Below are 20,618 nucleotides of genomic sequence, written 5' to 3'. Positions count from 1 at the left end.
CGATCGTGGCGATCAGGTCTTAGCCCCGGATCACCTTTGCAAACTGGTCAAAAATCGGTTCGTTCGAACAGATCACCTCGCCATCTTCCAAGACACTGCCTTCCGGGTTTAAAGCCTGCACAAAGCCACCGGCCTCTTTCACGATGATGATCCCGGCCGCCACGTCCCATGCGTGCAGGCGGCGTTCCCAGAACCCTTCGTATCGACCTGCGGCCACGTATGCCAAGTCAAGCGCAGCAGAGCCCCAGCGACGCACACCGGCGCAGGTCGGCATCAATCGCGCCAGATCCTGCAGCGTTGCTGGCAAGTCCGAACGGCCACCAAAGGGCAGGCCCGTCGAAAAGATAGACTCGATCATACGATGACGACTTGAGACGCGAATGCGGGTGTCATTCATCCACGCACCTTCACCTTTTTCGGCAAAGAACATCTCGTCCTTGGCCGGGTCGTAGATCACGCCAGCGACGATCTTGCCCTTATGCTCCAGCGCGATTGAAAGCGCCCAGTGCGGCAGGCCGTGCAGGAAATTCGTTGTCCCATCCAGCGGGTCCACGATCCAGCGGCGGGTGGGATCTTCGCCGGGGATTTCGCCGCCCTCTTCGGCCAGCCAACCATAGGTCGGGCGCGCGCCCAGCAGTTCCTCTTTCAGGATCGCCTCTGCGGCGATATCCGCCTTTGAGACAAAATCGCCTGCGCCTTTCATCGACACCTGAAGGTTCTCGACTTCGCGAAAATCTTTGACCAAAGACCGCCCCGCCTTGCGCGCGGCTTTAATCATGATGTTGAGGTTTGCACTGCCAACCATTGTCCAAAGGCTCCTGTTCGGTCAAACCGCGCGTATACTGATGCAAAGCGCCCTTGCCAAGAGGAATGATACGCATAGCAGACCCGCGATTTGCGCCTATTGCTGTTGCAGCTTGCGGGCCTCGGTTCCGGCCAGTTGAATCAACTCCTGCACATAGGGCTTTTCAAGGTCTTCCGTGCGAACCGCTGCGTACAAACTGCGCGTAATCCCATCCTTGGTCAGTGGGCGTGTCACATAGTCGGAATTGTACTTTACCTCGCGCACGACCCAGTCGGGCAACACCGAAATCCCACGGTTCGAGGCAACCAAAAGCAGAATGACCGCCGTCAGTTCCACCTGCCGGATCGCGGCCGGTTCCACCCGCGCAGGGATCAGCAACTGGCTGAACACATCCAGTCGCGTGCGCTCGACAGGATAAGTGATCAAGGTCTGCCCCCGGAAATCTTCGGCTTCGATATAGTCCTTTTGCGCCAAGGGATGCACCGACGCGGCGACAAATACGGCGTCATAGTCGAAAAGCTCGATGAACTCGACACCCGGCAGGTCTTCGGGGTCGGACGACACGACAAGATCGACCTCTTCTTTTTGCAGCGCTGGCAAAGCGTCGAACGCAAGACCTGGTTTGATATCTACATCGACATCCCCCCACGACTTGCGGAAGGTTTCCAGCACGGGAAACAACCACTCGAAACAGGCGTGGCACTCGATAGCGATATGCATCCGACCGGTACGACCATCACGCAGGGACGAGAATTCGTGCTGGGTCGCTTCGACCTGCGGCAGGATTTGCTCGGCCAACCGCAACAGGCGCAGACCAGCCGCCGATAATTTCATCGGCTTGGACCGACGTAGGAAGAGTTCAACACCCGCCTGATCTTCCAGCCCCTTGATCTGATGGCTCAGCGCAGACTGCGTGATGTTCAACTGGTCCGCAGCGCGGGCAAGCCCACCACATTCATGGATCGCCTTGATTGTGCGCAGGTGCCGGAATTCGATGTGCATTTCAGATTCACTCATGTTGTTCTTGAACAATATGAGTTTGTCTCACATAGCAGAAACTGGCACAAGACCCGGGACCGCAGCAAATGAGGCCAAGATGACCAAGCCAGAAATTTCATTCGAGTTCTTCCCGCCGCAATCGCTGGAAGCCTCTTTTCGGTTGTGGGACACTGTTCAGACATTGGCCCCACTTGATCCTCGGTTTGTGTCCGTCACTTACGGTGCAGGCGGAACCACGCGGGAACTGACCCGCGATGCGGTGGCAACTTTGCACAAATCTTCTGGCCTGCCTGTCGCGGCCCACCTGACCTGTGTGGATGCGACGCGCGAGGAAACATTGGCCATTGCCGACAGTTTTGCCAAGTCAGGCGTCCAGGATATCGTCGCGTTGCGCGGTGACCCACCAAAAGGTCAGGACAGTTTTGTTCCGCACCCTGACGGCTTTCAGAACTCGGTCGAACTGATTGCGGCGCTGGCTGAATCAGGCAAGTTCAACATTCGCGTCGGCGCCTACCCCGATATCCACCCCGAGGCGCAAAATGCGCGCACAGACGTAGACTGGCTCAAGGCCAAATTGGACGCCGGTGCCGACGAAGCCCTGACGCAGTTCTTCTTTGAGGCCGAAACCTTCTTCCGCTTTCGCGACGACTGCGCCAAAGCGGGGATCGACAAGCCCATCGTGCCGGGAATTCTGCCGATCGAAAACTGGAAAGGGGCGCGCAACTTTGCCCGCCGCTGTGGAACGCGCATCCCGGCATGGGTTGAACAGGCGTTTGACAAGGCCGTTCGCGACGACCGCGAAGACCTGCTGGCCACGGCCCTATGCACCGAGCTGTGTTCCGACCTGATCGAAGGCGGTGTCGACAAGCTGCATTTCTATACGCTGAACCGCCCGGAACTTACCCGTGATGTCTGTTTTGCATTGGGCATCACACCCAAAACCGAGCTTCAGAACGTCGCCTGACCCAAAGGTCCGAACACACGATATTGTCGAGCCAAACCCGGGAGACAATCCATTCGCAAACACCCCTATTGTTCCCCCTTCATATTCAATTTTTTGCCTTATTTGACAAAAATTCACCCGTCCTGACACTGGTTCTCGTAGTTGTTTAACGAGTGATTTGTTATGGAACCTGTTGATAGAATCAGGGCGCGTGCTGAGGCACTTCATGCCCTTGGATTGAACCAGCAAGCTGGTTCTGCGGACATCAGGAACGCGTGGCGACAGATCGCGTTTCACGCACATCCCGATTGTTCCACGTCTGATGCGGCAGACTTCACACGCGCCAAGGAAGCTTACGATCTTTTGCGCGAAGAAGGGTTGGCTGGGAAAGCTGCTGATGCCGGAAAACCAAAGCGTCCCAGGTTGCGCAAACGCGTAATCACGCTGGAAGATGCGGATATCGATGCCTGTCGTTCATTGCTCGACAAAGCGCTTGCGCATGTTTCGGAAGAACAGGAAGCCAATCAGACCGAAGCGACGGTCGATTTGCGGGCCGACTCGGATCATATCCCCGAGGCTGTCGGCTGCTATGGCCGCAACCTGACGTATTTCGTGCCATCTCCGGTTTGTGAAGGTGCAAACCGTATCGCGCTTCCTACGTCGATTTTGGCTGGGACTCGCCGCACCGAGACTGAGGTCCTCAGTTTTCAGTGCAAAGAGGCCGGTGCTGGCGAGGTGGTTGTCCCCGAGACAATCCTGAACCGCAAGTTCCCCGGCGCAAAAAGCGTCCGCATCCGGTTCGAGGCGGATCAGAAAACTCAGGATGAGTTTTGGCTGGCCAGTTGACTTCGTCACAGGAAAACCCGGCTGAATCAGCCGGGTTTCCGTTAGAAATTCCAGTTATCAGTTTGAAACCGGAGCGTCCGAGGTGAATTTCGGAATGACGGCGGTTGATGCTGCGTCGGCCTCGATCCCCGGCCAGTTCCCTTCGGCAAGGTTGATGTTGCCGGGAATGTCTTCCTCAAAGAAACCTACGACCACATCCGTGATATTGAGATACAGCTTGTCGTCCACGATCCGCCAAAGGTTGGGATTTGCCGGAACCTTGCCGCCGCGCGACACGCCATAAGCGCAATGGCCATCGTATTGGGGCGCATAAAAGGCGGGGTTCTCAAGGAACTTGTCGCGGTTTTCTTCGGTCGAAAACGCCCAGGTTGCACCATTGTATTCAGCGGTGATATCAGCCCGGCCGCGCACTCCTTCGGGCTGCGCCTGACCGACCGGAGACTGATCGAGGCTGCGATAGGCTACGACGTCATAACCAGAAACCGCAAAACCAGTGCCATCAACATACTGATCTCCGGCAAATGCGGGTAACGACAGCGCAAGAGTAGCGGCTAGGGTCAGGGCAAAGCGTTTCATGTGTTCAGTCCTCATGTCCGAGGAGCGGTTCATCGCTCCGGTTTCCGGGTTCGGTCTGAGGATAGGTGATTTGTGTGCTCTGCGCAGTCCCGCTCGCGCCGCTGTGACATCGCACGTGAAAACGTGAAGGTTTCGCCCCGTTTGTTACAAAAACGACCCAACTTCCGGGGTTGGACTCTGAAGTCTGCAATATTAGCTGTTGTGACGGACGGACAATTTACATGAAATCTTCTGGGAAAGACGGACAATGACCGAACAAACGACCTATACGCCCCCCAAGGTCTGGACATGGGACAGTCAGAATGGCGGCCAGTTCGCCAATATCAACCGGCCGATTGCCGGGGCCACACATGACAAGAACCTGCCGATCGGGCGTCACCCGCTGCAGTTGTACTCCTTGGCGACCCCGAACGGGGTAAAGGTAACCGTCATGCTCGAAGAGCTGTTGGCGCTGGGGCACGAAGGCGCCGAGTATAACGCGTGGCTCGTCAATATTGGTGACGGTGACCAGTTTGGATCAGGTTTTGTCGAAGCCAATCCAAATTCGAAGATTCCTGCCCTTTGGGATCGCTCGGGTGAAAAGCCCGTACGTGTGTTCGAAAGCGCTTCGATCCTGTTTCATCTGGCGGAAAAGTTTGATGCCTTCCTTCCCAAATCCGGCCCAGAGCGCGTAGAGGTCATGAACTGGGTATTCTGGCAAATGGGCAGTGCGCCTTATCTGGGCGGCGGGTTCGGACATTTTTACGCCTACGCGCCCGAAAAGTTCGAATACCCGATCAACCGGTTCGCCATGGAAACCAAACGGCAACTGGACGTGCTGGATCGTGAACTGGCCGACAAGACCTATATCGCGGGTGACGACTATTCGATCGCGGATATTGCGATCTGGCCTTGGTACGGCCAACTGGTTCTGGGGCGTCTTTACAGCGCGGCCGAATTCCTGGACGTCGACTCCTACAAGAACGTCATGCGTTGGGCCAAAGCGATTGACGAGCGCCCAGCCGTCAAACGCGGCCGGATGGTGAACCGCGCATTTGGTGAGAAACATACGCAGCTTCACGAACGTCACGAAGCCAGCGATTTCGAAACCCGCACGCAGGATAAGCTTGAGGCCGCGGCGGAATAAGACACCTAGACCTCGCGGGGAACGCTCCGCGGGGTCTTGTTCTACTTCAGGACAGGCGGTTTATCCGGGTCGCTGCCCGGCGCAACCTGCGTCATGGCCCGCGCTTCGGGCTGCGGCAGATCAAATCGCAATCCCACACGGGCCAGAGATGCCGCCGCTGCATCTTGTGCACTGAAAAAACCGACATCCATCGCCCCGGCCTCAATCCCCGAAAACGTCAAAGCCTCGGACGCGGCTTTGGCCAAGGCGGCCTCGGCACCGTCTACCGCGTCGACGAATCCCAGCATGTGCCCTGAGCCACCTTCTTTCGATCTGGTGCCCACAAGAAACGCGGCCTGAGCCAGCCCAACAGCGGTGGCCAACTTGGTGTCCAGCGCGGTCAACAGTTCATCTGGCAATCCCGCAGGCGGTACAAACTCAGCAAAGTGCTGCTCAACTTCTTCGGGGCCATGTTGAAGGGTTGTCGCCAGCCAGCCCAACGCCTCGGACGGAATCAACATCGAAGACGGGGCTGTCTCCAAATTCAGACCCAACCCGATACCTTGCCCCGCCAGCATCGACGACAGAACGCGCCCCGACACCGCGACATAGGGAACCGGGCGGCCAGCGAACTGCGCCAGACGGTCCTCACGATCAAAGGCCAGCACGAAACTGCCATCTGCAACGTCAAAGAGTTCGGGTGAGATGTTTTCGTCCCGTGCCTCTTCGGTCAGCATCAGGAACAGCTCGCTGTCCGCCAACCGTTCAAAGAACCTCAGACGCGCGGCGTCGTCCTGAGGCGCAGCGTCCATCGCGGCATGAGCCGAATCCAGCGCGGTTATCTCAGTCATTCAATACCTCTTGCACCCGCGCGCGCAGAACCGGCAACAGGTCGGACACGAACCACGGATTTTTCTTGATCCATGCCGTATTCCGCCACGACGGATGTGGCAAGGCAAAGACCCGCGGCGCGTGGTCCCGCCAGTTGCGCACAGTGTCCGTCACCGACCCGCGCGCTTTGAGGTGATACTTGAATGCATGGCCGCCCACGAGGACAGTCAAAGGAACCTCACCGAGCGTCCGCATTACCTTGTCATGCCAGGTTTGGCCGCAAACCCGCGGCGGCGGCAGATCGGCCTTACGCACATCATACCCCGGAAAGCAAAACGCCATCGGCACAATGGATAGGCAGGTGCGGTCATAAAACGTGGTTTCATCCACCCCCAGCCATTCGCGTAGCCGATCACCTGAGGGGTCTGTAAAAGGCCGCCCCGAGGCATGCACCCTTGCGCCCGGTGCCTGACCGGCTATGAGAATCGGGGCGCCTTTGCGAAACCAGACCACCGGTCTTGGTTCATGGGCCGTCTCAGTGGCCGCGAACCGATCCGCGCAAAGACGGCAGGCCGCAATTTCTTCTTCGAGTGAATTCATAAGATCGCAAGGTTTCCTGAAGCAAACTGCCCGAGAGTTACTCATAACCTAGTCACGGCGAGGTTCTTCCGAAACAGGTGGAAAAGTCACAATCAAAACAGGCCGCAACAGGATGCATTGAACATTTGTTTCATAATTCGACATAATGCAGCCAACGTGAATGGATAAAAACTCTGCTTTTCCGCCTCCCTGACCGGTAGGAATTGACAAGAAATATAGCAGGCCCAGAATGCTTGAATTCGAAAATGTCAGTAAGTCCTTTTGGACCGGGACACGCCGCAAAGTGATCCTGGACAGGGTTTCGTTCAGGGTCGAGCTGGGCAGATCCGTTGGCATTCTCGCACCAAACGGAACCGGAAAAACCACACTGATCAACATGATGGCCGGGTTAGAGAAACCCGACGACGGGGTCATTCGCAAATCTTGCCGGGTGTCGTTTCCCATGGGCTTCACCGGCGGCGTGTCCAACAAGTTGTCAGCTTTGGAAAACGCACGCTACATCGCCAAGATCTATGGCATGGACCCGGACTACGTCGAAGCTTATTGCAGTTGGCTTTGTGGTTTGGGCGAGTATTTTGATCAACCGCTCGCCACCTATTCGTCAGGCATGAAAGCGCGCTTTACCTTTGCGCTCATGTTGGCGCTGGACTTTGACATGTACCTCATAGATGAGGGGATGCCAGCCACGACAGATGTGGAATTCAACAAAAAAGCGGGCGACATCCTGCGGGAAAGACTGCGCACCACCACTTTGGTGATCGTGTCGCACAGTCCGCAAGTTCTGGAGAAATTCGCGCGCCAAGCGGCTGTTCTGGTGGACGGCCAGCTATACATGTTCGACACCTTGGAAGAGGCAAAACAGCTATATGACTACCAAACCCAAGGCTAGAATCTATAACTGGCGGCGCAAGCGCAACGGATCGGGCACTGCCGAAGCCCGCGCCGACGCAATGTCGCGTATCCGAGAGGCAACCAGCGCACCCGAGGCGGCCAACGAACCGCAGCCGGGCACGGATATTGACGATATCAAGCGTGAAGGTCTGACAGGACGCCAACTCAGGATCGCCCGCCGTCTGGCCCATAAACACGGTTTGGCGGCAACGTCGGATTACGATGCGGTTCGGTTGTTGCGAAAGAAAGGCATAGATCCGTTTGAACGCGCCAGCCTGCTGGACCTTGCAGCGGAAAAGAAGCGGGCCGAGGACGAGACAACAGACAAGGTCAAAATCCAACTGCCGCAGACTTTTTCCGAAGGCCCTCAGACCCTACCCGGCCCTGAACTGAACCCTGCACAGCGCCGGGAATTCGAGATCGGCGAAATACAAAAGGACATCGCCCGCCGCCGCCGTCGCAAACTGTTTGCCCTGTTTGCGCGACTGGCTGTGTTTGTGCTGCTGCCGACAGTGGCCGTCGGCATGTATTTCTACCGCTACGCGACACCGATGTATGCCAGCGACTCGGCCTATTCGATATTGCAGGCCGATGGCGGCGGTGCAGCGTTTGGCGGTTTTCTGGCCGGAACACAGTACGCCACCGCGCAGGATTCGGTCGCAACACAGGAATTTTTGGAATCCAAGGACGCTCTGATCAGGTTGGAGCGGGACATGGGCTTTTCGGACATCTTCAAACAAGAATGGATTGATCCGATCCAGCGCCTTGCCCCGGACGCAAGCCTCGAAGAAACCTACAAGCTCTACAAGCGAATGGTCACGATTGGATATGATCCAAGCGATGGCATCATCCGCATGGAAGTTGCGGCCCCGGACCCTGATATCGCGGTGGGCTTGTCCGAAAAACTGCTGTCCTACGCGGAAGAAACGATCAACGGCCTGTCCGAATTGAAGCGCGAAGACCAGATGCGGGATGCACTGGAAAGCTTTGAACTCGCACAGGAAGATCGCAGGCAGGCGCAGGAAGCACTTATCGAGCTGCAATTGCAGGGTGCGATTCTGGACCCCGAAAATGTCATTGTCGGCTTACGCACGCGCATTAACACACTTGAAACCCAGCTTCAGGAGAAAGAGCTGCAATTGGCGGCGCTATTGGACAACTTGCGTCCGAACAAGGCCAAGGTGGACGGCGCGCGCGCTGATATCGCCCGGTTGGAAGCCGTTCTTGAGGAACTGAATGCCGAAATGCTGGACGTTTCTGGCGGCGAAAACTCTCTGGCCCGCCTAAGCGTGCGGATTCAGATGGCGCAGGCAGATCTTGCCGCACGCGACATGATGCTGCAAACGGCCATGCAACAGATGGAAACCACCCGAACCGAAGCAAACCGCAAGGTCCGTTACTTGTCGGTATCGGTGAATCCGGTTCCCAGCCAGGATCCGACTTATCCGCGCAAATTCGAAAATACGATTTTGGCTTTCCTGTTGTTTGCTGGTATCTACCTGATGATCTCGCTAACAGCGTCGGTCCTTCGTGAACAGGTATCCTCGTAAGACATATGAAACATGTAAAAATCTCCGACCTCACGGTCGGCAATGATCTGCCTCTGACGATCATCGCCGGCCCCTGCCAACTTGAAACGGCCGATCACGCCCAGATGATCGCCGGCAAAATGAAAGAAGCCTGCGATGCTGCGGGCGCGCAATATATTTTCAAGGCCTCGTATGACAAAGCGAACCGGACCTCATTGTCCGGGAAACGGGGTATGGGGATCGACGCCGGACTGAAGGTTCTTGGCGACATCCGCAAGACCATGGGTATTCCGGTTCTGACCGATGTCCACACCGAAGCCCAATGCGCCGTTGCGGCCGAATCTGTGGATGTCCTGCAAATCCCGGCGTTTCTGTGCCGGCAGACGGACATGTTGCTGGCTGCAGGTAACACCGGCAAGGCCGTGAACGTCAAAAAGGGTCAGTTCCTTGCCCCGTGGGAAATGACCAATATTGTCGACAAGGTCGAAAGCACAGGAAACCAGAACATTCTTTTGACCGAGCGTGGAACCTCGTTTGGGTACAACACGCTGGTCGCTGATATGCGGGCGCTGCCTCAGATGGCTCAGACCGGGTACCCCGTTGTTATGGATGCGACCCACTCGGTTCAGCAACCCGGTGGCAAAGGCGGATCATCCGGCGGACAGCGTGAATTTGCGCCAGTCATGGCCCGGGCTGCTGTCTCTTTAGGCGTTGGGGCGGTTTTCATTGAAACCCATCAAGACCCGGACTCGGCACCTTCTGATGGTCCGAATATGATCCCCTTGGATCAAATGCCTCAATTAATTGACACATTGATGCGCTTTGATGCGCTGGCGAAAGCCAACCCAATTCAAATTTGAGCACGAGCTATAGAATGAACAAACCCATCCCCGAGGTGACCCCAAACACCTGGAGCTTTCTGCGCGACGCGATGATCAAACCCACCGGATTTCGCGAATATGACGCCCGTTGGAAATATCCCGAAGAGATCAACCTGCCCGGCATGACCGCGCTGGGTCTGGGTCTGGGCACCCAAATGCGCAAACGCGGGATCGAACCTGTGATCGCAGTGGGCAACGACTATCGTGATTATTCGCTGGCCATCAAAAACGCGTTAATTCTGGGCCTGATGCAGGCTGGGATTCAGGTCAAGGATATCGGCCCCGCACTTAGCCCCATGGCTTATTTCGCACAATTCCATCTGGACGTACCTGCGGTCGCGATGGTCACTGCCAGCCACAACCCGAACGGCTGGACTGGAGTGAAGATGGGCTTTGACCGTCCCCTGACCCACGGCCCGGACGAGATGTCAGAACTGCGCGATATCGTCCTGAACGGCGACGGTGTGGCGCATGAAGGTGGCTCGTATGAGTTCGTTGATGGTGTGAAAGAAGCGTATATCGACGATCTGGTCGGTGATTTCAAAATGTCACGCCCGCTGAAAGTGGTCTGTGCGACCGGGAACGGCACCGCCTCGGCCTTTGCGCCCGAGATATTTGAGCGGATGGGCGTCGAAGTGGTCCCCAGCCACAATCGTCTGGATTACACCTTCCCCAACTATAACCCCAACCCCGAAGCCATGGAGATGTTGCATGACATGGCCGATACCGTGAAATCCAGCGGCGCGGATATGGCGCTGGGGTTTGACGGTGATGGCGACCGGTGTGGCGTTGTCGATGATGAGGGTGAAGAGATCTTCGCCGATAAGGTCGGTGTCATCATGGCGCGCGATCTGGCGAAGCTTTACCCCAACTCAACCTTTGTGGCCGATGTGAAATCGACTGGCCTGTTCGCCAGCGATCCAGAGTTGCAGGCCCTTGGGGTTAAGGCGGACTACTGGAAAACCGGCCACAGCCACATGAAGCGCCGGGTCAAGGAAATCAACGCGTTGGCCGGGTTCGAGAAGTCGGGTCATTACTTCTTGGCCGAGCCCATCGGGCGCGGATATGACTGCGGAATGCGCGTGGCGGTCGAGATTTGCAAGCTGATGGACCGCAACCCAAATCAAAGCATGTCGGATCTGCGAAAGGCCCTGCCGAAGACCTGGTCAACGCCGACCATGTCCCCCTATGCGGCGGATACCGAGAAATATGAAATTCTCAAGCGGTTGGTCGAAAAGCTGGTCGCCAAGTACGAAGCGGGCGAGACATTTGCTGGCCGCGCAATCAAAGAAGTCGTGACCGTCAACGGTGCGCGGGTCATTCTGGACAATGGCAGTTGGGGTCTGGTGCGCGCATCGTCAAACACACCCAATCTGGTTGTCGTTTGCGAAAGCAGCGAAAGCGAAGACGAAATGCGCGCAATCTTCGCAGATATTGACGCCGTTATTCGCACCGAACCCGGCGTTGGCGACTACGATCAAACTATCTGATTTTATCGTAGGGCTGGGGCGTAGATAACGCCCCAGCCCATCAATCTGCACCCAGCAGTTTTAAAAGCCCTTTCTTGGCTTCCTCTTCCAGCTTCTTCTTTACCGCCTTTTCAAGGCTTTCGCTGTCGGTGACGGTGGTACCCAATTCATCCCCGACCTTATCAAGGACTTGCTGTTTGGCGTCGCCTTCCAATTCCTTGATCTTTCCCTCTGCAGCGGCCTCGATCACTTTGCTCAGGTCCGGTTGAATCGAGGGGTTGCTCCACGGTCCCACGATTCTGACTGGTACCGACAACCCCTGCCCCGAGTTGGCCCTCAAGGCAGTCGGCGTGAAAAGATAGTCGATATTGCGGGCGCCTATACCAACCGTGCCCTTGCCGTCTGCCCTGAAGTTATCCAGCGACATCAGCAGGTCCTCATTCCTGAGAACCCCTTGATCAATGGTGAAACTAGCCGTCAGACTGTTGAACACCGTCGCACCGCCATTGCCGTCTCCGCGCCCCATTATCCGGTCCAGATCAATGCCCGAGATTACCCCCCTGCCGACATCAAGCCGACCCTTGCCACTGAGGGAGCGCATGATCTGATCTTCGGTCTGACCCACCCCCAGAAACTCGAACGATCCAGAGCCGGTACCAGATAGTCGCGTGACATCTGCCAAAGTGGTCAAAGCGGATTGGATGTCGATGCCCTCAGCCTGAAGATTACCGCCAACCGACAAACCGTTTCTGTTATTTGCCACGACCTGACCGGTCAGTTTTCCGGAAAACAGCGTGGCGGGATTCATTTGAAGCACCGCTCTTGAACGATCGAGGTTCAGCGTCAGGTCACTTGGCCCCAGAGTTAGCTCAGGCACAGCGATCGAATTGGCCGTCAGCCGGATTTTTCCATTGGCCAAAGCAAGGGCAGAGGCGTCAATTGGTGCGGTCGACCACCCTTCTGCGGCCGTAACCGCCGCCGATCCGCCGCCGTCACCTCCTTCGCCTGAAGGCGCGTTAAAACGTGAAAGATCAAGATCCCCGCCGTTCAGCCGTGCCGTAATCTGCGGAGGGTCCGAGATCACGATATCCGCTTCTCCGGTCAGCCGGTTGTCGTCCAGTTGCGCCACCATTTCTCGCAGCGAGATACGTCCCTCGCTGGTATAGGTCATATGGCCCGCGACTTCGGCTTTCCGCCCCAGACCAAGCGGTACGCCAACGCCAGCCTGCCCAAAAGCGGCCAGCATCCTTTCGGTGTCTTGCGCTTTGACATGCAGCTTGCCGTCCATCTCTCCGGCAAGGTTCACCAGGCCATCGAAATCCACTTCTCCGCCCGGTGCGCGCAAGAGCAGTTCCAGCGGCGCCGCGACGCCTGTGGCGTAGGCAGGCAAGTCCGGAATTTTCAGGTCAACCTCGACCTTGCCGCCGGGGACACCCATCTTGGCCTCGACAAATAGCGGGGCAGTCACGTCAGGCCAGTTCGCGGAAAGATCCACATTGGCAAAGTCGAACTTCACCGCGTTGTTTTCTACATAAACAAGACGTGCGTTGGTCAGTTCCAGAAAGTCCAGTGTTACCGTACCCGTCGTACTTTGAGATGGGGCACTGACAGCGTTGCCAGAGGATACAGGTGCGGCCCGGTCAAATTGCCAGTTGCCGCGCCCTTCGGACAGTTCAAGCCGCAGCGTCGGGTTTTCCGCGATGATCCGACGTATCCTCAGATCCCCCGAGATCAACGCCGCAGCATCCACGCCAACCGCCATGCTGTCGGCGCTCAGCATGGGCTCTGGTCCGGCCCAAGACGCGTTACTGAATGTCACGGGGCCAGTTTCCATGCCCAAGACCGGCCAGAACGACAGGTTTACATCGCCGGACAGTTTCAAATTCCGCCCCGTCTGGCCGCGCACCTGCTCGGTCAGGATGGCCGCAAGCTTGTCACCGGGCATCATCAACAATGCTCCGATCACCAGCCCGATAACGACCACAAGAAGGAAGACGATGCGCAACAGCCACTTCATTTTTCTGCTCTCCGCTTATCTGGCATGCGTTGAAAATATCATTCAAAGCCCAGCGGCCATTTGCAAGGGGAAGCGTTCCCCACTATATGGCGCGCCATGACAACGAACCCGCCGAACATCCGCCCCGACCTGGCGCCTGCCGCCCGGATCACCGATACGCCCCGTTCAAACCAGCCAACAATCGGCATGGTCTCTTTGGGCTGCCCCAAGGCCTTGGTGGATAGTGAACGCATCTTGACCCGCTTGCGGGCCGAGGGGTACGGGATTTCGCCCGATTATTCAGGGGCGGATGCCGTGATCGTGAACACCTGCGGGTTTCTGGACAGTGCCAAGGCGGAATCGTTGGACGCCATCGGTGAAGCGCTGGTCGAGAACGGCAAGGTGATCGTCACGGGATGTCTGGGGGCCGAGCCGGACTACATCCGCGAGCACCACCCGCGTATCATGGCCGTCACCGGACCGCATCAGTATGAACAGGTATTGGATGCAGTACATCAGGCGGTGCCGCCCGATCCCGACCCGTTCGTGGACCTGCTGCCTGCTGCCAGCGTGCAACTGACCCCGCGCCATTACAGCTATCTGAAAATTTCCGAGGGCTGTAACCACAAGTGCAAGTTTTGCATCATCCCGGACATGCGCGGCAAGCTGGCCAGCCGCCCGGCTCATGCTGTCCTGCGCGAGGCGGAAAAGCTGGTCGACAACGGCGTGCGAGAGCTGTTGGTGATCTCGCAAGACACCTCGGCCTATGGGCTGGACCGCAAATACGACGTGAACCCGTGGAAAGACCGTGAGGTCCGCAGCCATATCACCGATCTGGCGCGCGAGCTTGGGCAGTTGGACGCATGGGTGCGCTTGCACTACGTCTATCCCTACCCGCATGTGCGCGAGTTGATTCCGCTGATGGCCGATGCGGGCTGCAGCGTGCTGCCTTATTTGGACATTCCGTTCCAACACGCCCACCCCGACGTTCTGAAACGCATGGCACGCCCGGCAGCAGCCGCCAAGACGCTAGACGAGATCGCCGCATGGCGCGCCACCTGCCCCGATATCACCCTGCGCTCGACCTTTATCGTCGGTTATCCCGGCGAAACCGAGGCCGAGTTCCAAACCCTTCTGGATTGGATGGACGAGGCACAGTTGGATCGCGTTGGCTGCTTTCAATACGAAAACGTTGATGGCGCACGGTCGAACGATTTGCCGGATCACGTTCCAGCCGACGTCAAACAGGACCGCTGGGAACGCTTCATGGAAAAGGCGCAGGCGATATCCGAGGCAAAGCTGACCGCCAAAGTGGGTCAGACACTCGACGTGATCGTGGACGAGGTGGATGACGAGGCTGCCACCTGCCGTACAAAAGCCGATGCACCGGAAATCGACGGCAACCTATTCATCGACGAGGCCTTCGAAAGCCTGAAACCCGGCGATATCGTTTCCGTCGAAGTGGACGAGGCTGGCGAATACGACCTATGGGGCAAGCTGGTCTGATCTGCTCACCCCAAGTCGTTGGTGCGTGAAACAAGTTTATTGGCGTTTTGCGCGCATATGGTGGATCATGATAGGGCAACCTGCTTTGTCGCCAGGAGGGTCCCTTGTCCAGTTTTAACGGCTTTGCCCCGAAGGTGTTCGCGCTTACCTTCATCGCCCAGCTTTGCGCCATGCCCGTTGTCGCAGATAGCAAAGGAACAGGCGGATTCATTTTCATCGGGTCCGACTCGGTCAGTCTGCACCTTCGCAGTAAGCATCAGGTCCATAGGCACTATGCCGCCCCGAAGGTGTATCAACGCAAGAACAAGCCTTCGGTGCATGGTCACAAATCCAGTGCGACAGGGATTGAATACACGGGAAAACCCAAGGCGCATTACCACAAAGGCCATCGCTACAAAGCCAAGTCAAAACGGTACTACCACAAACCAGCAAAGCGGTATCACTACTCGGTCCACAGCCCCTTCAACCGTTTGTCTTCACCCTATTACATTCCGCAAAACTATGGCATTCGGCGTCGGTAACCGTGGCCGAAATCTGACTTCAGAACAGGCTGACAAGCCCGATAATCCACGCCACGCCTGCGGCAAGAGCCGTCAGCGCAACAGCGGCACTTGCCGCGTCTTTCGCCTGTCCCGCCAATACATTGTGATCCGTTGAAGTATGGTCAACTGCGCGTTCAACCGCCGTATTGAACAGCTCTGCCACCATCACCAAGACGCCCAACACAATAATAAGCGCACGCAGACCGTCGGACAGGGGCAAGAAAAGGGCCAGCACAATAGAAACGAGGTTGGACCATACCCAAGCACGAAACGAATACTCTTCCTTCCACGTCGCGGCCAAACCCTGCCAGCTCCAACGCGTGCGGTCTTTAAGACGAACAAAGAAATTTTTCATGGGCCCTCTGCTTTCAGACAGAGCCGACAGAAACCTGATGGAAGGCGACTAGGCAAGAAAAAACCGCCCGGAAAGGCGGTTGAACGTCGGGTGCAGGTGGCCCGAACATGGGCCACCTGCAAAATTCTTATTGTGCGACAGGGTTACAAACGGTCTGTCCGGCTTCGGTTGTTGCCAGTTCAGTACCTGCCGGGCAGCTCGGCGTGCCGAACTTGTCATACTCAGGTGTGATGTAGACTGGTGTAGGCTCTTCTTGCTGCGAGCATGCAGCCAGAATCAGGGCAATTGCGCTAACGGCAGCGAATTTAATTTTCATGTCCGTCGTTCCTCTATCAATTTTCTAGTATTGCCCTGAAATTCGGGGCTGTCCTAAAACTACGCCCTTCAAGGGTTTTTTGCAACAAAATCAATCACGAAAATGTGAAAGCGGCAAAACCATGCTGTCTGGTCGGCATGGATGGTCACCCCTACAGTTTTGCCAAAAGCGCCCTACAGTTGGGAAACGCCTTTCGCAAACCACGGAGTAGCCATATGTCAGAAGCGCCAATTATCGCACAAAAAGCCCCATATCCTGTCGAGGTAACCGAGGGTAAAACCTATTTCTGGTGTGCGTGCGGCCAATCCAAGCGGCAGCCGTTTTGCGATGGCTCACACAAGGATACAGGCATCGAGCCAGTGAAATTCAACGCGGACGCAATCAAGAAAGTGTTTTTCTGCGGCTGCAAACACAGCGCAAATCCGCCGCTGTGCGACGGTTCACACTCCAAGCTCTGACTACTTTTTTCAAGGAGTTGAGGATATCAGCGTTGGCGCAGAACTTCGGCGCCGACTTTGCTGTGGTCTGACGTTCTGCCAGCCACGCCATGCACCGCTCACTGCACTGAGATGCGCGGCAGCGGGTGACCATTTCGGCGTACAAAGTGGGGGAGATCTGCTTGTCTGCGATCGCCTCGGTCAGTGACACGTCAAGACTTCTGGCCACGGACCGGGTCAGCCAGAAGTGCTTTTCAATGTCGCCCAGAACATCCTGCATCGTCAGCTACCCTTCGACTGCTGCGCCTTTAGTACCTCAAATCGCTTGTGATTGGGACATGTATTGGGGGGCTGTACTACACTGTCAGCTTTATCCAGCCAATCGGGACACTTGGCGGCCCACGTGCACCCCTGACAAGAGCGCACCATCTTGGCCCAGTCCTGCTGGGACAGCCGCCCCTGCCGGTGTGCGGCAACGACATCCGTGCCGGTTGCCTGTCCCATGCGCAGAACAAGACGCAGATGAGTCATAATGTGACCCAACCTTTGCATCACTTGTTCGCTTCTGGGATCAACTTGGCGAATAAGTCAGAGTTCCGACAATATTCTGGCGTCTTTTCCAGCCCCTCGGACCGCTCCATCAGGCTTTCGCAATGATCCGGGTTTGGGCACCCACTGCATCGAAGAACAGATTCCGAAATCTGGTCGATCGAGATTTCGCCGCCAAGCGCGGCTGCTTCCAGATCAACACCGATTTTCGTCGCCATGTTGTCTACCAAACCGGCGTGCCGCCTAAGCGTTTCTCGGCTGCGCATTCGACATCCTTTCCCTGACACGTGTAGGTCAGGATAGCCGATGCCGAACCGCAGACCTTTGACTCAGGTCAAGAGGGCGACGCGATATGATCGAGATAGGCGCGCGTGGCGTCCTGCACGCGACGAAAGCGGTCTCCGCCCAGTTTCTTGCCGCCATACCAGCGCGTGACGATGATCACATGACCTTCCAGTTCGGCACGCTCCATCATCCGCAGAATCACCATACCCGCACCACTTTCGCCATCGTCGGCCTTTAGTGCGCCGGTGGGCAGAACAGCGGCCCAAGTGTTGTGGGTGGCCTTGGCATAGCTCTTGTCAGATTTCAGTTCTTGCAGGACGGCGTCCACATCATCGCGCGTAGCCACAGGCGCGCCGGACACAGCGTATTTCGATCCGCGATCCGTCAGGATCACGCCCATGCGTTCAATTGCGGTCATTGCGAAAGCCCAAGCTGTCTTGCGGTTTCCACAACGATCTGAACACGTTGCTCGTTGGGTGGATGTGTTCCCAGAAAACTGTCATCCGGGTCAGGCAAGCGGTCAAAATACTTGGCACCGATCAAAGGGTTGTACCCGGCCTTATACGTTATGACCGTGCCCAATTGATCTGCTTCCAGCTCGAAATCCTTGATGTAAACCTGTGCACCGACCTGAGCTCCCAATTTCTGAGCCTTTTCAACTCCGGCCCCGTCTGCCCCACCTAATCTGGCCAGTTCGCCAAAAATCTCGGCACTTTCCCGGGCGTTTACGGTTTGGCGCGGAATATGTCTTAGGATGTGATGCGCGGCCTCATGTCCCATGACAAAAGCCAATTCATCAGCGTTTTGCGCAGATTCGATCATGGAACGGGTAAAGATGATGACCGGTTGATTGTCTTCGTCCAGCGTCTGAAAAGCATTGGCCGGGGCCCGCGGGTTCAGATCAACCACAATCGTGAAATCGCAATTGGAGACATTCCCACGCCTGAGGCATTCTGATCTGGCCTGTTGCCCAATCTGTCGGCTGATCTCCTGAAAGGTCGCAGCCTCAACCTGAAAATCGTCCCTGTCCTGTTGCCACTCTTCCGCTGGCTGAACACGCAAAGTGTCGGCAACGCAGGCCGTCAGCATCAGGGGAAGCAACAGTAAAGTCAGACGGCGCATGGATCTTCCTTTGAAACGGTCATGCCGTTTTTCGGACCATAGCGCGGGACGTGAAGGACCGCCACAGCCTGAATGCGATTGAACGGGTTGCAATGCGGTTCGCCGCCCTTCACTGTTGGCTCATGTTTTCGATTGAGCATGAATTCGACTCGACGGTGATCACTCTGGTGGACGAAGGCGCAAAGCCTCTGCAAGAGGATGTGGTCATCAATAATTTCGCTGAATGCGTGACGCTAGAGCAATTGGACCCGCGCACGGACAAGTTACAGAAGATTACTTTGTCCCCTGAACAGGTCCGGGATCTGGCGGCGGCGTTGGATTTACCCGAAGGGGTCTATCAAATCCACGAAACGCCAGATCAGGGTTCGTAGACAAATACCTTGTCCCGCGCCGCATGTCCGCGCGCCAGCAACAATTGGGCCGGCGCAACCCCCAACGCAGACGCAAGAATGCGGCTCACCGCCTGATTTGCTTTGCCATTCTCAGGAAAAGCTGTGACGTGAATGCGGATGAACCCATTTTCAAACGTCATTCGGTCCGACGTGGATTTGGGGATGACTTTAGCCTCAAACCTAGCACCCGGCTTGGCCAGTCGGGTTAAGTCCGGCAAGTCGCGCGGTTTTGGTCTGGCCATTCCATCCTCCAATTCGCGAACATTCTTGCACGACCGGCAATTGAATGAAATTGATCTGGGAAACCAAGCCGGTTCCACTTGAAACCCGCCAGGTGTTCGACCAGATAGACACTGCCCATGTAAAGGAAGTTAACATATGTCCTTGAAAAATCCGGCCGCCTTGGAGTTTCTACAATCGCGCCGGTCCCGGCCTGCCAAAACTCTGATCGCCCCTGCCCCGACCCGTGAACAGTTGCAGCCGCTTTTGACCGCCGCCGCGCGCTGCCCGGATCACGGCAAGCTGGAGCCATGGCGATTCATCGTGATCGATAAGGGAGCAATGCCGCGATTGTCCAAGCTGACGCACGACCGGGGCGTGGCCTTGGGCAAGTCACCCGAGGACATCATTAAGGCGCGCAGTCAGTTCGAATTGGGCCATCTGGCGGTTGCCGTGATCGAGGTACAGAAGCCTTCAGAAAAAATTCCGGCGATTGAACAAACCTATTCGGCGGGTGCCGTGTGTCTGGGGCTTTTGAACGCCGCACTTGCGTCGGGCTGGGGGGCAAACTGGCTGTCGGGCTGGCAAACTCATGATCCGGATTTTTGCCGCTCCGCATTTGGGCTTGCAGATAATGAGCGCGTGGCGGGCCTGGTCCATATCGCAACCGAAGGTGTTGCCCCGCCTGAACGCCCCCGCCCTGATATTGAGGCGCTGACAGAATGGGTTTCAGAATGATGATCCTGAACTCTTTTTTTGCGGCACTGGGTCAGATCGGAGACCCCAAGTTTCGCTCGGTCCTGTTTCGCGGTGTTGGTCTGACGATCGCCCTGCTGATTGCGGCCTGCGCAGCGGCGATCTGGCTGATCAACTGGTTGGCCAGTGGTGAGATTTCGTTGCCATGGATTGGTGCCGTCCCGTGGTTAAACGACGTGCTGAACTATTCGGGTATTTTTGTGGTTCTGGTTCTTCCGGTTTTCCTGATGATGCCGGTCGCCTCGGCCATTATCTCAATGTTTCTGGAAGAGGTCGCGCAGGCGGTCGAAGATAAACACTATCCGGCCCTGCCCTCTGTTCCCGGCATTCCGTTCAGCGAAGGGTTGCGCGATGCGATCAGCTTTATGGGCGTGCTGATTGTTGCCAACCTTCTGGCGCTGGTCCTTTACGCCATCTTCACGCCGTTGGCCCCGTTTATCTTTTGGGCCATGAACGGGTTCTTGTTGGGGCGTGAATACTTCACTCTGGCCGCCATGCGCCGGATTGGGCGCGACGGCGCGCGCAAATTGCGCGCAAAACACTCGGCTACGATTTGGATGGCGGGGACGCTGATGGCGATCCCCTTGTCAGTACCGCTGGTGAACCTGGTGATCCCGATTATCGGAGCCGCCACATTCACCCATATCTATCACAAGCTGTCTACCTGA

27 protein-coding genes are annotated in these 20,618 nt (G+C 56.7%); 13 read left to right on the top strand and 14 right to left on the bottom strand.

Going from position 1 to position 20,618, the window contains the following annotated elements; all coding sequences use genetic code 11:
* Positions 1–19: 19 nt before the first annotated feature.
* A complete protein-coding gene (locus GOV87_RS14340; protein ID WP_171212242.1) occupies positions 20–805 on the bottom strand; it encodes an inositol monophosphatase family protein in 786 nt (261 codons plus the stop codon).
* Positions 806–901: 96 nt separating this feature from the next.
* Entirely contained in the window at positions 902–1,807 is a 906-nt protein-coding gene (locus GOV87_RS14335) for a LysR family transcriptional regulator (RefSeq protein WP_171121671.1), read from the bottom strand.
* 94 nt (positions 1,808–1,901) lie between these two features.
* Between GOV87_RS14335 and metF the strand changes: the two genes are divergently transcribed.
* On the top strand, positions 1,902–2,768 hold the full coding sequence (metF, locus tag GOV87_RS14330; protein ID WP_171212241.1) for a methylenetetrahydrofolate reductase [NAD(P)H]: 867 nt from the start codon (positions 1,902–1,904) through the stop codon (positions 2,766–2,768).
* Positions 2,769–2,930: 162 nt separating this feature from the next.
* Positions 2,931–3,593 (top strand): DnaJ domain-containing protein, encoded by a 663-nt coding sequence (locus GOV87_RS14325; protein ID WP_171212240.1) that lies wholly within the window; start codon positions 2,931–2,933, stop codon positions 3,591–3,593.
* Positions 3,594–3,650: 57 nt separating this feature from the next.
* Here the strand turns inward: GOV87_RS14325 and GOV87_RS14320 are convergent, their stop codons facing one another.
* Entirely contained in the window at positions 3,651–4,169 is a 519-nt protein-coding gene (locus GOV87_RS14320; RefSeq protein ID WP_171122298.1) for a YHS domain-containing (seleno)protein, read from the bottom strand.
* 247 nt (positions 4,170–4,416) lie between these two features.
* Here GOV87_RS14320 and yghU point away from each other — a divergent pair, with 247 nt between their 5' ends.
* The gene (gene yghU, locus GOV87_RS14315) at positions 4,417–5,295 is read left to right on the top strand and encodes a glutathione-dependent disulfide-bond oxidoreductase (protein ID WP_171212239.1); all 879 of its coding nucleotides are present in this window, start codon (positions 4,417–4,419) and stop codon (positions 5,293–5,295) included.
* A gap of 41 nt (positions 5,296–5,336) precedes the next feature.
* On the opposite strand, the gene GOV87_RS14310 is transcribed toward yghU, so the two are convergent.
* Together GOV87_RS14310 and GOV87_RS14305 are read right to left on the bottom strand one after the other, a co-directional pair.
* On the bottom strand, positions 5,337–6,125 hold the full coding sequence (locus tag GOV87_RS14310; RefSeq protein WP_171122295.1) for an SseB family protein: 789 nt from the start codon (positions 6,123–6,125) through the stop codon (positions 5,337–5,339).
* On the bottom strand, positions 6,118–6,705 hold the full coding sequence (locus GOV87_RS14305) for a uracil-DNA glycosylase family protein (protein WP_171212238.1): 588 nt from the start codon (positions 6,703–6,705) through the stop codon (positions 6,118–6,120). The genes GOV87_RS14310 and GOV87_RS14305 overlap by 8 nt, the downstream gene beginning before the upstream one ends.
* Positions 6,706–6,934: 229 nt before the next feature.
* Here GOV87_RS14305 and GOV87_RS14300 point away from each other — a divergent pair, with 229 nt between their 5' ends.
* From GOV87_RS14300 to GOV87_RS14285, 4 genes are read left to right on the top strand one after another with little or no spacing between them, the layout of a single operon-like run.
* Positions 6,935–7,594, top strand: a complete 660-nt coding sequence (locus GOV87_RS14300) for an ABC transporter ATP-binding protein (protein ID WP_171212237.1) — start codon at positions 6,935–6,937, stop codon at positions 7,592–7,594.
* Positions 7,572–9,146: a capsule biosynthesis protein gene (locus tag GOV87_RS14295; RefSeq protein ID WP_171212236.1), complete on the top strand. Its 1,575-nt coding sequence runs from the start codon at positions 7,572–7,574 to the stop codon at positions 9,144–9,146. Before GOV87_RS14300 ends, GOV87_RS14295 begins: the two co-directional genes overlap by 23 nt.
* 5 nt (positions 9,147–9,151) lie before the next feature.
* Entirely contained in the window at positions 9,152–9,985 is an 834-nt protein-coding gene (kdsA, locus tag GOV87_RS14290) for a 3-deoxy-8-phosphooctulonate synthase (protein ID WP_171120342.1), read from the top strand.
* Positions 9,986–9,999: 14 nt separating this feature from the next.
* A complete protein-coding gene (locus GOV87_RS14285) occupies positions 10,000–11,496 on the top strand; it encodes a phosphomannomutase/phosphoglucomutase (protein ID WP_171212235.1) in 1,497 nt (498 codons plus the stop codon).
* Between the two features lie 40 nt (positions 11,497–11,536).
* Here GOV87_RS14285 and GOV87_RS14280 read toward each other — a convergent pair whose 3' ends face one another.
* Positions 11,537–13,492 (bottom strand): AsmA family protein, encoded by a 1,956-nt coding sequence (locus tag GOV87_RS14280; RefSeq protein ID WP_171212234.1) that lies wholly within the window; start codon positions 13,490–13,492, stop codon positions 11,537–11,539.
* Between the two features lie 96 nt (positions 13,493–13,588).
* Here GOV87_RS14280 and rimO point away from each other — a divergent pair, with 96 nt between their 5' ends.
* Both rimO and GOV87_RS14270 read left to right on the top strand, forming a co-directional pair.
* Positions 13,589–14,977: a 30S ribosomal protein S12 methylthiotransferase RimO gene (rimO, locus tag GOV87_RS14275; protein WP_171212233.1), complete on the top strand. Its 1,389-nt coding sequence runs from the start codon at positions 13,589–13,591 to the stop codon at positions 14,975–14,977.
* Positions 14,978–15,081: 104 nt separating this feature from the next.
* A complete protein-coding gene (locus GOV87_RS14270; protein WP_171120335.1) occupies positions 15,082–15,498 on the top strand; it encodes a hypothetical protein in 417 nt (138 codons plus the stop codon).
* 19 nt (positions 15,499–15,517) lie between these two features.
* Here GOV87_RS14270 and GOV87_RS14265 read toward each other — a convergent pair whose 3' ends face one another.
* Both GOV87_RS14265 and GOV87_RS14260 read right to left on the bottom strand, forming a co-directional pair.
* Positions 15,518–15,874: a diacylglycerol kinase gene (locus GOV87_RS14265; protein ID WP_171212232.1), complete on the bottom strand. Its 357-nt coding sequence runs from the start codon at positions 15,872–15,874 to the stop codon at positions 15,518–15,520.
* 127 nt (positions 15,875–16,001) lie between these two features.
* Entirely contained in the window at positions 16,002–16,190 is a 189-nt protein-coding gene (locus GOV87_RS14260) for a hypothetical protein (protein ID WP_171120330.1), read from the bottom strand.
* 215 nt (positions 16,191–16,405) lie between these two features.
* Here GOV87_RS14260 and GOV87_RS14255 point away from each other — a divergent pair, with 215 nt between their 5' ends.
* Positions 16,406–16,648 (top strand): CDGSH iron-sulfur domain-containing protein, encoded by a 243-nt coding sequence (locus tag GOV87_RS14255; protein WP_171212231.1) that lies wholly within the window; start codon positions 16,406–16,408, stop codon positions 16,646–16,648.
* On the opposite strand, the gene GOV87_RS14250 is transcribed toward GOV87_RS14255, so the two are convergent.
* The 5 genes from GOV87_RS14250 to GOV87_RS14230 form a co-directional block, all read right to left on the bottom strand.
* Positions 16,572–16,907, bottom strand: a complete 336-nt coding sequence (locus GOV87_RS14250) for a DUF6455 family protein (protein ID WP_174828525.1) — start codon at positions 16,905–16,907, stop codon at positions 16,572–16,574. The two genes, GOV87_RS14255 and GOV87_RS14250, sit on opposite strands and share 77 nt — an antisense overlap.
* Before the next feature lie 2 nt (positions 16,908–16,909).
* Positions 16,910–17,179, bottom strand: a complete 270-nt coding sequence (locus GOV87_RS14245; protein ID WP_256368055.1) for a DUF6455 family protein — start codon at positions 17,177–17,179, stop codon at positions 16,910–16,912.
* Positions 17,179–17,442 (bottom strand): DUF6455 family protein, encoded by a 264-nt coding sequence (locus GOV87_RS14240; protein ID WP_171120322.1) that lies wholly within the window; start codon positions 17,440–17,442, stop codon positions 17,179–17,181. The genes GOV87_RS14245 and GOV87_RS14240 overlap by 1 nt, the downstream gene beginning before the upstream one ends.
* A 68-nt stretch (positions 17,443–17,510) precedes the next feature.
* Positions 17,511–17,879, bottom strand: coding sequence for a YigZ family protein (locus GOV87_RS14235; protein WP_171212230.1), 369 nt, complete (start codon positions 17,877–17,879; stop codon positions 17,511–17,513).
* Positions 17,876–18,583 (bottom strand): M48 family metallopeptidase, encoded by a 708-nt coding sequence (locus tag GOV87_RS14230; protein ID WP_171120319.1) that lies wholly within the window; start codon positions 18,581–18,583, stop codon positions 17,876–17,878. The genes GOV87_RS14235 and GOV87_RS14230 overlap by 4 nt, the downstream gene beginning before the upstream one ends.
* A gap of 122 nt (positions 18,584–18,705) precedes the next feature.
* Between GOV87_RS14230 and GOV87_RS14225 the strand changes: the two genes are divergently transcribed.
* Positions 18,706–18,954 carry a hypothetical protein gene (locus tag GOV87_RS14225; protein WP_171212309.1) on the top strand — a complete coding sequence of 83 codons (249 nt, stop codon included), beginning with the start codon at positions 18,706–18,708 and terminating at the stop codon, positions 18,952–18,954.
* Here the strand turns inward: GOV87_RS14225 and GOV87_RS14220 are convergent.
* Entirely contained in the window at positions 18,942–19,217 is a 276-nt protein-coding gene (locus GOV87_RS14220; protein ID WP_171212229.1) for a DUF167 domain-containing protein, read from the bottom strand. The two genes, GOV87_RS14225 and GOV87_RS14220, sit on opposite strands and share 13 nt — an antisense overlap.
* Positions 19,218–19,353: 136 nt before the next feature.
* Here GOV87_RS14220 and GOV87_RS14215 point away from each other — a divergent pair, with 136 nt between their 5' ends.
* Both GOV87_RS14215 and GOV87_RS14210 read left to right on the top strand, forming a co-directional pair.
* Positions 19,354–19,932, top strand: a complete 579-nt coding sequence (locus GOV87_RS14215; protein ID WP_171212228.1) for a nitroreductase — start codon at positions 19,354–19,356, stop codon at positions 19,930–19,932.
* Positions 19,917–20,618 carry an EI24 domain-containing protein gene (locus GOV87_RS14210; protein ID WP_254447379.1) on the top strand — a complete coding sequence of 234 codons (702 nt, stop codon included), beginning with the start codon at positions 19,917–19,919 and terminating at the stop codon, positions 20,616–20,618. Before GOV87_RS14215 ends, GOV87_RS14210 begins: the two co-directional genes overlap by 16 nt.

The organism is Ruegeria sp. HKCCA5426 (assembly GCF_013034585.1).
In the GTDB taxonomy this organism is placed as follows: Bacteria; Pseudomonadota; Alphaproteobacteria; order Rhodobacterales; family Rhodobacteraceae; genus Ruegeria.
This window is presented reverse-complemented; position numbering and strand designations above follow the sequence as displayed.